Genomic DNA, 13130 nt, shown 5'->3' with positions numbered 1-13130 from the left:
CCTAGGATCATTGCATCACCATATCGGTTATCCTCGCGGGACAAATGTCCCTATAGATCTCGTTTTCTCCCCAAAGGTCCCGAACCCTTCCTTGCAGAAAAAAAGTGAGGTATGTTATCATTAGTCCAATATACGGGCTCTGAACATTAGCTTAGGGGGCGGACATGGCATGTGGACGGTGATTTACATTGCACCGACAGCAAAGGTTGCGGACAAGATTAAGACCAAGCTTTCGGAAGAAGGTTTTCTGGTACAGACCCGTCCCATCAGTTTATCCAAGCAGCAATTTGAGATTCGCGTCCCTTCAGGGGAATTGGAAGAGGTTCAGGAAGTGCTGAATTCGATTCTGCATTCCTGATTCATTCGATATCAGACGTGCCTTGGCAGATGAAGAAGTACCAATGGTACATAAGGGACTGACCGCGTAAGCGGAGTGAGGAATCGACTTGCATGTATTGTATGCTGCTGTCCTTCCTTCTTTTTTTGTTAGGACAAGGACCGACCAGATTGCTCCCAGAGACCCTACCAAGACAGATTCAAACATCGGCGCAACAATCTTTCGGTTATTGCAGGTAACATCAATCGTGCTGACAGAAGCCGCTGATCCTTGCCTTATACCGGCGGATTTTTTTGTTGTGAATGCTGGACAAGGCCCATGGCAGCGTATGGGTCGTAAGCGGTTTACCGCAGCGCGCGGATGAAGTTGCTACATGCAACGGACTGCAGGTTGCGGCCATCAAATCAACGGCTGGAGAGGTGTAGTTGTGTTCAAAGATATATTCCAAAAAAAACGGAAGTACGCCACCATACCTTCCGAGCGTGCGCTTCGTGGCGAAGGTCAGGAAGCTGGAGAACGTCCAAAACGGGAAATACCTGAAGGGCTTATGAACAAGTGCAGCAAATGCGGCACGATTCAATATAGCAAGGAATTGGAAAAAAATTTAAAAGTATGTCCGGCTTGCGGTTACCATATGCGGTTGAACGCAATGGAACGTATTGCTATGGTTCTAGATGAGCAAGGGTTTGTGGAGCATGACGCTGATATGATCTCGGTTGATCCGCTCGACTTCCCTGGATATAGCAACAAACTGGAACAACAGCGCCTGAAGTCTGGACTGAAGGAAGCTGTCATTACGGGTGAGGGAACCATAGAAGGTTTGCCTGTGGTTGTTGCTGTCATGAGCTTCGACTTCTTCACAGGCAGTATGGGTTCGGTAGTAGGGGAGAAAATTACTCGTGCGATTGAGCATGCAACAGAGAAACGCTTGCCTTTGATCATTTTCTCAACATCTGGGGGTGCCCGGATGCAAGAGAGTATTCTTAGCCTTATGCAAATGGCAAAAACAAGCGCGGCTTTGTCCCGTTTGGATGAACAGGGTGGGTTATATATTTCGGTCATCACCGATCCGACGACAGGTGGAGTTTCGGCCAGTTTTGCGAGCCTTGGTGATATCATCATTGCTGAGCCGGGAGCTGTATTTGGCTTCGCCGGTAGAATCGTCATTGAGCAGACAATCCGTCAGAAACTGCCTGATGATTTCCAGACGGCAGAATTTAATTTGCAGCACGGCCAGCTGGACATGGTGGTCCATCGCAAAGAACTTCGAGCCACCCTTGGCAAGCTTCTAGACATGCATAGTGAAAAAGGAGGGGTCTAAATGGCGGGTGAGTTGCCATATGAAGCGCCTCTGGTTGAGATGCGCAAAAAGATCGAAGAGCTCGTACAGTTTGGACAGGAAAAAGGCATCGACTTTACCGACGAAATTGCCCGCCTGGAAGAACGTTATCATAGACTCGAAGAAGAGATTTATTCCGGCATAACGGCTGCCCAGAAAATGCATTTGGCGCGGCATCAGCAGCGTCCAACGGCACTGGATCTGATCCAATTGATATTTACCGATTTCATGGAGTTGCACGGTGATCGCATGTTCGGAGATGATCTTGCGGTCGTTGGCGGACTGGCGAAGCTGAACGGAAAAACAGTAACGGTTATCGGCCAACAGCGGGGGAAAGATACAAAAGATAATATCGCCCGTTTTTTTGGGAGCGCACATCCGGAAGGATTCCGAAAAGGGCTGCGTCTGATGAAGCAAGCGAACAAATTTGGTCGTCCAATTATTACATTCGTTGATACTAAAGGGGCGTATCCGGGTAATACTGCTGAAGAGAGAGGTCAATCGGAAGCTATTGCCCGTAACCTGCTTGAAATGGCGAAGCTCTCGGTGCCCGTTATCATAGTGGTCATCGGCGAAGGCGGAAGCGGCGGGGCTCTAGCTATGGCTGTGGGTAATCGTGTGTTGATGCTGGAGCATGCGATTTACTCTGCGATCTCTCCGAACGGTGCTGCGTCCATTCTTTGGAAAGATGCATCCAAGGCAGATCAGGCGGCCGAAGCGATGAAAATAACGGCCAAAGACCTTCTGGAGATGGAGGTCATTGAAGAAATAATTCCTGAGCCACGCGGCGGTGCTCATCGGGATTATGAAGAATCTGCGGCTGCGATAAGCGAGGCTTTGGTTCGTCATCTGGACGAGATGAAAGGATGGAGTGGTGACCAATTGAAACAGGATCGGTATGAGAAATTCCGTAAAATTGGATCAGTCACGTTTGAACCTGAAGTGCAGATAGAAGTTCCCCAAGTGCCTGTTGAAGTCGATACATCAGGTAATTTGTCGGGAAATGCAGAATGATGTGACGAATTTCCTATACAAATGAGCAAAAGTATAGTAAATTTAATAGTTGGAAAAAGAAAAAGAGATAAAAAGATAGACCTTTAAAATCGGAGGAAACCCAAAATGCGCAAAACAAAGATTGTATGTACGATTGGTCCATCCAGTGAATCATTGGAAAATACCAAAAAATTGATTATGGCCGGTATGAACGTGGCCCGTTTGAACTTCTCCCACGGTGATTTCGATGAGCACGGCGGACGGATCACAGCAATTCGCCAAGCGTGCGAAGAGCTGAACAAGACAGTAGCGATCTTGCTGGACACCAAAGGACCGGAAATTCGGACAGGTAAACTCGAAGTGGAGCCTATCGAATTGGTTCAAGACGAGTACATCACTTTGACAACAGAAGAAATTCTGGGCACCAAAGAACGTCTTTCCATTACGTATGCAGATCTTCCTAGTGATGTTGAACCGGGATCTACAATTCTGATCGACGACGGTCTGATCGGACTGACTGTGGTGGAAGTGCAAGGCACCGAGATCAAATGCCGTATCGTTAACGGTGGTACGATCAAAAGCAAAAAAGGTGTTAACGTTCCGGGAGTTGCTATTTCTCTGCCGGGTATCACTGAAAAAGATGCCAACGATATCGTATTCGGTATCGAACAAGGTGTCGATTTCATCGCGGCTTCTTTTGTTCGTAAAGCAAGCGACGTCCTTGAGATTCGTGAATTGCTTGAAAAACACAATGCCGGACATATCCAAATCATCTCCAAAATTGAGAACCAACAAGGTGTGGACAACTTGGATGAAATCCTTGAAGTGTCCGATGGCCTGATGGTTGCTCGTGGAGACCTGGGTGTAGAGATTCCTGCGGAAGAAGTACCATTGGTACAAAAACGCATGATCGAAAAATGTAACGTTGCAGGCAAACCGGTTATCACAGCTACACAAATGTTGGATTCCATGCAACGCAACCCGCGTCCAACACGTGCAGAAGCAAGTGACGTGGCTAATGCGATCTTTGACGGTACAGATGCAATCATGTTGTCTGGTGAAACAGCTGCGGGTAAATACCCAGTTGAATCCGTTCTGACAATGTCCCGTATTGCCGAGAAAGCAGAATCCGCTCTGCCTTACCAAGAGCTGTATCTGAAACAACGTGTTGCTCAACAAACAACGGTTACTGAAGCAATCAGCCAATCTGTTGCCCTGTCAGCTCAAGATCTGAACGCTAAAGCGATCATTACTTCGACTGAATCCGGTCATACAGCACGCATGATTTCTAAATATCGTCCAGAATCTCCAATCATCGCGGTGACAACGGAAGACAGAACTTCCCGTCGTCTTGCATTGGCTTGGGGTGTAACACCCGTCAAAGGAAGACTTGTGGATTCCACTGACGCTTTGTTTGAAAATGCAATTGAAGGCGGCGTGAAATCCGGACTTGTAAAAGAAGGAGACCTTGTTGTTATTACAGCGGGTGTACCTTTGGGTCGTTCGGGTTCCACTAACCTGATCAAAGTAAGCCAAATTCCAAACAACGCATAATTGTGTTTGGACGAGAAGCAACAGGAATGAAGCAATGGGGCGTTTGCGTCCCGTTGCTTTTTTTCCATCTTTATGAGACTTTAACGCCGCTAGATACGTAAGCATTGGTATATCGAAGGAGGCCGGTAACATGCAACAACAAAGCAATGGCAGTTGGTACACGGCACGCCTTCGCGTGCGTTATCAAGAAAGTGATCAGATGGGTGTTGTCTATCACGCTAACTATTTGAATTGGTTTGAAATCGGTCGAACTGAGATGATTCGCCAAATGGGGTATACATATCGTAAAATGGAGGAACAGGGGTTACTGCTTCCGGTAACCGGACTTGATGTGAAATATCATAAACCTGCCCGGTATGATGATGACATTGTCATTTTCACCCGTATTGCTGCATTTAGTGGTCTGCGACTGAACTATGAGTATGACATAAGGCGCATGACTCCAGACCTTAATGAGCAGATAGACGTTGGGCAACGAGTATGGTCATCTGAGGAGTCCCTTCCTGGTGAACGGTTGGTTACAGGCTCTACCCAGCATGTATGGGTCAATGGGGACTGGAAGCCAGTCAGGCTGGATAAGGCAGCTTCTGAGCTCTACAGCGCGCTTGAGAAAGTGTGGCTTTCAGGAAAGGGGTAATACGTAATGCGAAAATGGATGTGGGCCCTGCTATTAATCATTCCGGTGATTGAACTGTTTGGTTTCATTCTTATGAGTGACTGGATTGGAGCCGGAAAGACACTGCTTCTCATGATTCTCACGTCCTTGATCGGTATAGCAATGTTGCAGTTTGAAGGACGAAAAGTACTTATTGATGCCAAATCCGAGATGGAGCGCGGTAAGGTGCCCGGAAGGAAAATGGTAGATGGACTATTTATTTTTGTCGGTGGTTTCCTACTGTTGATTCCGGGATTTATCACAGATCTGATCGGTTTTACACTGTTGTTTCCAGTAACACGTTCAGTATACCGTCTATTCTTCCTGGGCTGGCTGGAGAAAAAAATGAGAAACGGAAGTATTAAGTTTTATCGTGGTCCGAAAAAATAGGATATACCAGCACGAGTTAAAGAAAGGCACCCACCACCAGATTCGTTCTGATGAGCGGTGCCTTTTTTAATTTTGATGATATGCGGATAACAGAAAACAGAAATCATGAATTCATCGGACACGTCCGTTAATAATGTATGTTCGGAGATCACGGAATACGTTCGCTCGATTGAATGCATCAAGGATAACGAGGCTGACAGGACCGATGATCAAACCGAGTACACCAAATAGCTTCAATCCGACGAACATGCCAACCAATGTGGCGAGAGGGTCCAACCCAACACTGCTGGCAAGCACTTTGGGTTCAATGATTTGGCGGGCAATCAGCACAATAAGATATACAATACTGATGCCGATCCCCAGGTAGAGATCTCCATTCATAAGCAGGTATGCGGCCCAGGGAACCATCACCAAGCCGACGCCGAGATAAGGAAGCAGATCCACCAGACCGATGAGTAAAGCAATTGTGAAGGCAGACTTAACCTGGAGCACAAGCAATCCGATCATGACAAATAATGCGGTGATGGAGATCATGATCAACTGGGCTCGTGCATAACCGAACAGTGCTTTTTTGAGATCATTCCATATGTCAGTAATCGGTTTGCGAATGGAAGAGGGCACCCAGCCCGATACGGTAATGCTATGTCTGGTCCAACTTTTGCTAATAAAGAAAGTTGACAGCAGGACCACGATTAATACGGCTCCCATATTGGGTAGAGAAGTGAGCAGGTTCAGGATCATGTTGAAAAATCCGGTGACCAGATCCGTTACTGCTGTACCTACCGTTTCGGTTGTTTTGCTAATATTGCTGTTAATGGTCTCCTGATAATTGGGATTTTCTTTGTAAAATTCATTAATCTGTCCAATTAAACTCTGAATCGTATCATTCTGAGTCCAGCGGACGAACGTAGCTTTTATCTCATCGACATGAAGGTCGAAGCTCGTCGTTAGTGAAATAACTTCCTTGACCATACGGGTTACCGCGGCAGATAATACGACGACAATGGCCCCGAAATAAATGATTAGTGATAAGGTTACAGCCAGCCAGCGGGGAAATCGGGCCTTGTATTGAAGCAACTTCACCAGAGGATTCATCGCATAGGCGATAATCCAGGCGATGGCAAAAGGATATAACAGCGGGAACAGCAGGTATATGGCAACGGCAATGAGTATGGTCGCGATAATCACCCATAAGCCGCGCAACAGGCGTTTCATTATGATTCTATCCAAGCATCAACTCTCCTTATTCCATTTCAAGCTACCATGAGGGAAGCACAGGAAGCTATCTAGTTAATATAGAGCAAATACACTGATTTGAAACGCCAGGATGTCGTCGAATTATATCTTTTCTTTTGCCTAGAGTATGCCTCATGTTCACAAAATATAGCAATAAAAACTTGATTTATAGCACGGATTTATATAAAAAGAATAAAATGTCAACCTTGTTTTTGTAAAGGTTTTCAAAAATGCTTTATCGGTCTGATAAAGAAGTTTGATGTGCGGATGACCTCGCATCATGTTCACATAAACGACAAAATCCAGTATGATGAGATAAGGAAATACCGATTGACAGATATGAAAACCGGATATTGAGGTATTTATTAATTTTAAAATGTAAATGGTTACAAAAGAAGGACGAGTGCGTTTAAGCACGTAGATGACACTCTGGATGGGTTCTTGATTTCGTTTATTAAAGGAGAGATGTAATATGACAGCTACCAAAGGTCTGGAAGGCATCGTTGCAACAACCTCTTCGATCAGCTCCATTGTAGACGGTGTGCTTACATACCGTGGTTACGATATTGACGATCTGGCAGAACATGCAAGCTTTGAAGAAGTTGCCTATTTACTGTGGTTTGGTAAATTGCCAACTACGGATGAACTGAAATCCCTTCGCAAAAGCCTGAGCGATTACGCGCCGATTCCGAGCGAGTTGATTGCACAAATCCAATTGTATCCGAAAAACATGAGTACCATGGCAGCACTGCGTTCCGCAGTATCCGCACTGGCTCTGTACGATGAGCAGGCTGACGAGATGACAGCGGAAGCGAATGAGAACAAAGCGGTTAAGCTGCAAGCGCAGTTGCCAACCATTGTGGCAGCCATAGCCCGTATCCGTCAGGGCAAAGAACCTGTGGCCCCAAAAGAAGGCGCTTCCATCGCAGAAAACTTTTTATATATGATGACTGGAGAACAACCAGCCGAGACCGCTGTTAAAGCCCTTGATCAAGCGCTTGTCCTGCATGCGGATCACGAGTTGAACGCTTCTACATTTGCAGCACGTGTAACAGTAGCTACGCTGTCCGACATCTATTCGGGAGTAACTTCTGCGATTGGCGCATTGAAGGGACCATTGCATGGCGGTGCAAATGAAGCCGTTATGAAAATGCTGAATGAGATTGGTACACCTGATCGTCTGGAGGCGGCTATTCAAGAAAAATTGAACAACCGTGAGAAGATCATGGGCTTTGGACACCGTGTATACAAAAATGGAGACCCACGTGCAAAACATCTGCAAAAGATGTCCAAGGAACTGGGAGAAATGAACAACGATACACGCCTGTACGAAATGTCGGTGAAGATCGAAGAACTGGTAACAGGACAAAAAGGTCTGAAACCAAATGTAGATTTCTATTCCGCTTCCGTATACACCCAATTGGGTATTGAAGAGGTACTGTTTACACCAATCTTTGCGATTAGCCGTGTATCAGGTTGGACTGCTCATATTCTGGAACAACTTGCGGATAACCGTATTATTCGTCCGCGCGCCGAGTACACAGGCCCAACAGATCAGAAGTACGTTTCAATCGAACTTCGCTAATGGCATCAAAACCAGTATAATAAAAAAGGATGAAGGGTATAACCTGTTGGCTAATACGGTCAGCCTGTTCATAACCCTTCCTCCAACAAGACAAGCGGTATGTCATCATACTGCATCTACGAAACCCAAGGAGGAATTATACTAATGAAATTAGAAAAATTTGCTCACCCAACTGAAGGCGAAAAAATTCAAATTGATAACGGTACACTGCAAGTACCTAATAACCCGATCATTCCATTTATCGAAGGTGACGGTACAGGCCGTGACATCTGGAAAGCTTCCAAACGTGTATTGGATGCAGCTGTTGAAAAAGCATATGACGGCAACAAAAAAATCGCATGGTACGAAGTGTTTGCTGGCGAGAAAGCATTCAATACATACGGGGAGTGGCTGCCAAACGATACGCTTGAAGCCATTCGCGAGTATATCGTAGCGATTAAAGGACCACTGACTACACCTATCGGCGGCGGAATTCGTTCCCTAAACGTAGCGCTTCGTCAAGAACTGGATCTGTACACTTGCTTGCGTCCTGTTCGTTATTTTGATGGTGTACCTTCTCCGGTTAAACGTCCTGAGCTGGTAGACATGGTCATTTTCCGTGAGAATACGGAAGATATCTATGCGGGTATTGAATACGCAGAAGGTTCCGAAGAAGTGAAAAAAGTAATCCAATTCCTGCAACAGGAGATGGGAGCAAACAAAATCCGCTTCCCTGAAACTTCCGGTATTGGTATCAAGCCAGTATCCTCTGAAGGTTCCAAACGTTTGGTACGTGCAGCAGTACAATATGCCATCGATCACAACCGTAAGAGCGTTACATTGGTACACAAAGGTAATATCATGAAATTTACAGAAGGTGCCTTCAAAAACTGGGGTTATGAAGTTGCTGAAGAAGAGTTCGCTGATAAAGTGTTCACTTGGGCACAATACGATATCATTAAAGAAAAAGACGGTACGGATGCAGCTAATGCAGCTCAAAAAGCAGCTGAAGATGCTGGCAAAATCATCGTGAAAGATGCTATTGCCGATATCGCTCTGCAACAAGTATTGACTCGTCCAGGTGAGTTCGATGTAATCGCAACGTTGAACCTGAATGGTGACTATCTGTCCGATGCACTTGCTGCACAAGTTGGCGGAATTGGTATCGCTCCAGGAGCGAACATCAACTATGTAACAGGACATGCTATCTTCGAAGCTACTCATGGTACTGCACCTAAATATGCAGACAAAGATGTCGTGAACCCTGGTTCCGTTATTCTGTCCGGCGTTATGTTGCTTGAGCACCTGGGATGGCAAGAAGCAGCTAACCTGATCTACAAAGGTATGGAAACTTCCATCAACAACAAAACAGTAACTTATGACTTTGCACGTCTGATGGACGGCGCTACTGAAGTGAAATGTTCTGAATTTGCTGATCAAATCATTAAAAACCTGTAAGGGGAGATGTGAATCGTGACTATTCAGCGCAAAAAAATCACAGTAGTCGGCGCCGGATTTACCGGAGCTACAACGGCTTTGATGCTTGCCCAAAAAGAACTCGGGGATGTAATTCTGGTTGATATTCCACAATTGGAAAACCCGACTAAAGGTAAAGCGCTCGACATGTGGGAAGCTAGTCCTGTTCAGGGCTTCGACAGCAATATCGTCGGTACTTCCAACTACGAGGATACTGCAGGTTCGGAGATTGTTATTATTACGGCAGGTATTGCCCGTAAACCGGGTATGAGCCGTGATGATTTGGTCAACACGAATGCAGGAATCGTGAAGTCTGTTTGTGAAAATGTGAAAAAATATTGCCCTGATTCCATCGTCATTATTCTAAGCAACCCGGTAGATGCAATGACATATGCAGCTTATCAGACGCTTGGTTTTCCTAAAAACCGCGTAATCGGTCAGTCCGGTGTACTGGATACTGCACGTTATTGTACATTCATTGCACAAGAGCTGAATGTATCGGTTGAAGACGTCCGTGGATTCGTTCTTGGCGGGCACGGAGACGATATGGTACCACTCGTTCGTTATTCCAGCGTTGGCGGGATTCCAATCGATACCCTCATCCCGGCAGATCGCATTGAAGCCATCGTACAACGCACACGTGTTGGCGGCGGTGAGATCGTGAACCTGCTTGGAAATGGCAGCGCATATTATGCACCAGCAGCTTCATTGGTGCAAATGACTGAAGCCATTTTGAAAGACAAAAAACGAATCATTCCGGTTATTGCTTACCTTGAAGGGGAATATGGCTACAACGACTTGTTCCTTGGTGTGCCAACCGTTCTGGGTGGTAACGGAATCGAAAAAATATTTGAACTGGAACTGACTGCTGAAGAAAAAGCGGGACTAGACAAATCTGCGGATTCGGTTCGTAACGTCATTTCAGTAGTAAACCTGTAAGTTTGAAATTTTTTTGACAGGAACAGACAGAAAACCTCCGGATCATCCGGAGGTTTTCTTTTCTTTGGATAAGTTCCCCAGTATAATGAGATGTGATGTATAGCACACTGAATGAAATTTTTGAGGAGGATGGACATTTTGACAATGATTATGTATTTGCTCCATATTATTGGAGCACTGGCGATGGGCTTCTATCTGATCTTGCCATTCGTAGTTGGCAAAATCCGGACCTTGAGTGTCGCCGCTCAAGAGGGAGCATTTGCATCGCTCCGTTCATTGAACCGTATCGCACAGTACGGACTTGTGATTCAGCTTCTTACGGGTGGTTACTTGATGACCAAGGGTGACTATTCCTATGTGTGGATGGGCGTAGTAGTGGTATTGTTGCTGGCTATCGCAGCAATTGGTGGCATTATGGGGAAACCGCTACGGTTGGCAGCAGAGGCTGTGAAAAGCAATCGTGACGTCAGTGCAGAGCAGAGCAAGATTCGTACGTTCAGCACATTACTGGCCGTATTCCTGCTCATTATGGTATATCTGATGGTGAACAACCAGGTAATCTAATAACTGCTGCGAACAAGTTTTATTGGCGAGTTTAACTTAAAACGTTTGCACTTCTAACGTTGGGACAAGCTGAATAAGAAAGTGAAATCTTGAATCGTAGTGAAATAGACAGCCCAGAGGCTGTCTATTTTTGTTCGCTTGGTTTGGCAAAATGTCTGACAAAAAGCAAGGTGTGTGGTGTTGAACTGCGGCATTTATGGGTTCACTTTGTTTACTCTACATTTAGTTAACTCAGGCTCACAGCGTGGGCAAATACGGTGTTACGACCGTTACGCTTGGATTCATATAGTGCTGTATCGGCATCACGCAGTAAGGATTCCAGAGAATCGGACCCTCCATTATATTGCGCCACTCCAAAGCTTGAAGTCAGTGGAATACGAGTACCTTGTACCTCCAGCGGGTCATTCAACAAAGCCACGCGTAACTTCTCAGCAAGCTGCTCACCGTCTTGGAGGGAGGCATTGGGTACCGCGATAACAAACTCTTCTCCTCCATAACGTGCAAACAACATCTCCGAATTCAGATAACGATTACATACAGAGACCACATGAATGATCGCCTGATCGCCAACGTCATGTCCATAGGTGTCGTTAATTCGTTTGAAAAAATCAATGTCAAATAATATAAAGGCTGCAGGCCGCAGATTAAGCTGGGCTTCGCTCAGTATCTCTCGACCTCTAAGTAGGAACTGCGTACGGTTATAAATTTTGGTGAGACCATCAAAGTAAGCCATTTGTTTCAGTTGTTCCTGAAGGAAACGTTGCTCTGTAATATCAATCAGCATAATCAGAGTGCCAACGGCCTGTCCTTCTTTGTTATAAACATAAGAGGTCCTTACTTGATAACAGACGGTATCTCCGCTCAATTGCCAGTACAAATCGGTTTGCAGACCTTCTCGGCCATATTCTACTGGAAAGGTCTCGCCGGCAAGGGACAGCCATATATCGTTCAAATGTTGACCCACCATGCTGAAATCAAGCTCTGGAAGCATATCACGCAGAGATTTGTTGTAATCGACGAGACGATTGGAACTATCCAGCACAATAACGCCTTCACGCATGCTCTCAAAGATACTATCTTTGGCAATAGGTACGATGGTTAGCAGTCGGGATGATAGAATGGCCCAGATGTACATTGCGGATGTAATGCACATGAGAACCGGAACCGGGTCCATACCACCTGGGGTCAGACCAAGCAAATACACAAAGGCCGCTACCATAGGAATAAGTTGTGAAGTGATCAGTGTGAGTAACTGACGACGATACATCTTTTTGGTATGTTTCCATTGTCCGACGAGAATAAGGCAGGCACATAGCAGACAGGAAAAGGTGAATGCACCATGAACAACGTACCATTGCCCTATGGCAATATCCATTAGAGGGACGGGACTGTCTTCTCTTAGCCATACTCTTTTATAGAAAAGATGATGAAAATCATTTGTTGCGACCATGAACAAGGTAATGGAAGGGATTACAAACAGCGCCGCAGAAGCTTTTTTGGATAACTTCTTACCTGTGTATTGCATCATGAGCATCAGTCCAAGAGAGGCGGAGAAAGGCATGCCGATGTATTCGACGACCGTCCAGAATTTCATCTGCTCCAGTGTATTGCTGGCGAGTTCAATCGCGTATCCGAAGGTGTAAACAGACAGAGCTGCTGTATAGAGAATGAATATCTTCGAACTTGGGATTTCTGCTCTTCTAACATAAGTATATAAACACAGAAAAACATTCAGCACAGCTGAAGTAGTTACAAGTGTTATATAAGAATTAATGTGCGATTCCATGGGTTAGGTCTCCATATTAGATCAGAATATTTGCTAAGTTGGAAGTACGACAGTCTCATTCAAACTGAATTAATGCTGTTTAAAGCTTATCTGTATACTGTACATTGTACATCAGCCCCTACGGCATAGGAATACAATTTGGGTGGTGAATCGGTCAATTTCGAAAAAATTTCGAATGTATGGAAATATAGATCGAATTCAATGCGGCTTTACCTCAGTTACAGCATGTTTACGAGAGAAGATAAAGAAACAACCATTTTAGTATAGGGAATTTGTTGTTTAACTGCCAAAAGCGAG

12 protein-coding genes are annotated in these 13130 nt (G+C 45.3%); 10 read left to right on the top strand and 2 right to left on the bottom strand.

Annotation, left to right across the window (positions count from 1 at the left end; genetic code table 11):
• Positions 1-169: 169 nt before the first annotated feature.
• From CS562_RS07245 to CS562_RS07220, 6 genes are all read left to right on the top strand, one after another.
• Positions 170-358 (top strand): hypothetical protein, encoded by a 189-nt coding sequence (locus CS562_RS07245; RefSeq protein WP_017689496.1) that lies wholly within the window; start codon positions 170-172, stop codon positions 356-358.
• Positions 359-764: 406 nt separating this feature from the next.
• Positions 765-1658: an acetyl-CoA carboxylase, carboxyltransferase subunit beta gene (gene accD / locus CS562_RS07240; protein WP_053783533.1), complete on the top strand. Its 894-nt coding sequence runs from the start codon at positions 765-767 to the stop codon at positions 1656-1658.
• Positions 1659-2690, top strand: coding sequence for an acetyl-CoA carboxylase carboxyltransferase subunit alpha (locus tag CS562_RS07235; protein ID WP_099854728.1), 1032 nt, complete (start codon positions 1659-1661; stop codon positions 2688-2690).
• A 105-nt stretch (positions 2691-2795) separates the two neighbouring features.
• On the top strand, positions 2796-4223 hold the full coding sequence (gene pyk / locus CS562_RS07230) for a pyruvate kinase (RefSeq protein ID WP_063568089.1): 1428 nt from the start codon (positions 2796-2798) through the stop codon (positions 4221-4223).
• A gap of 130 nt (positions 4224-4353) precedes the next feature.
• Complete coding sequence (locus CS562_RS07225) at positions 4354-4860, top strand: acyl-CoA thioesterase (RefSeq protein WP_076289788.1); 507 nt, start codon at positions 4354-4356, stop codon at positions 4858-4860.
• 6 nt (positions 4861-4866) lie between these two features.
• On the top strand, positions 4867-5268 hold the full coding sequence (locus CS562_RS07220) for an FxsA family protein (RefSeq protein ID WP_076289787.1): 402 nt from the start codon (positions 4867-4869) through the stop codon (positions 5266-5268).
• A gap of 111 nt (positions 5269-5379) precedes the next feature.
• On the opposite strand, the gene ytvI is transcribed toward CS562_RS07220, so the two are convergent.
• Complete coding sequence (ytvI, locus tag CS562_RS07215) at positions 5380-6498, bottom strand: sporulation integral membrane protein YtvI (protein WP_076289786.1); 1119 nt, start codon at positions 6496-6498, stop codon at positions 5380-5382.
• A gap of 478 nt (positions 6499-6976) precedes the next feature.
• On the opposite strand from ytvI, the gene citZ reads away from it, so the two are divergent.
• The 4 genes from citZ (at position 6977) to CS562_RS07195 (ending at position 11047) form a co-directional block, all read left to right on the top strand.
• Positions 6977-8089, top strand: coding sequence for a citrate synthase (gene citZ / locus CS562_RS07210; protein WP_076289785.1), 1113 nt, complete (start codon positions 6977-6979; stop codon positions 8087-8089).
• Positions 8090-8233: 144 nt separating this feature from the next.
• Positions 8234-9526 carry an NADP-dependent isocitrate dehydrogenase gene (gene icd / locus CS562_RS07205; RefSeq protein ID WP_062329572.1) on the top strand — a complete coding sequence of 431 codons (1293 nt, stop codon included), beginning with the start codon at positions 8234-8236 and terminating at the stop codon, positions 9524-9526.
• Positions 9527-9541: 15 nt separating this feature from the next.
• Positions 9542-10483, top strand: coding sequence for a malate dehydrogenase (mdh, locus tag CS562_RS07200; RefSeq protein ID WP_076289784.1), 942 nt, complete (start codon positions 9542-9544; stop codon positions 10481-10483).
• Positions 10484-10621: 138 nt separating this feature from the next.
• On the top strand, positions 10622-11047 hold the full coding sequence (locus tag CS562_RS07195; protein ID WP_099854726.1) for a hypothetical protein: 426 nt from the start codon (positions 10622-10624) through the stop codon (positions 11045-11047).
• A gap of 226 nt (positions 11048-11273) precedes the next feature.
• On the opposite strand, the gene CS562_RS07190 is transcribed toward CS562_RS07195, so the two are convergent.
• On the bottom strand, positions 11274-12833 hold the full coding sequence (locus CS562_RS07190; protein ID WP_099854724.1) for a histidine kinase N-terminal 7TM domain-containing diguanylate cyclase: 1560 nt from the start codon (positions 12831-12833) through the stop codon (positions 11274-11276).
• Positions 12834-13130: the final 297 nt, after the last annotated feature.

Source organism: Paenibacillus sp. LK1 (assembly GCF_002750415.1).
Taxonomy (GTDB): domain Bacteria; phylum Bacillota; class Bacilli; order Paenibacillales; family Paenibacillaceae; genus Paenibacillus; species Paenibacillus taichungensis.
Note: the sequence above shows the minus strand (reverse complement) of the source record. Positions and strands in the feature narration are given on the sequence as shown.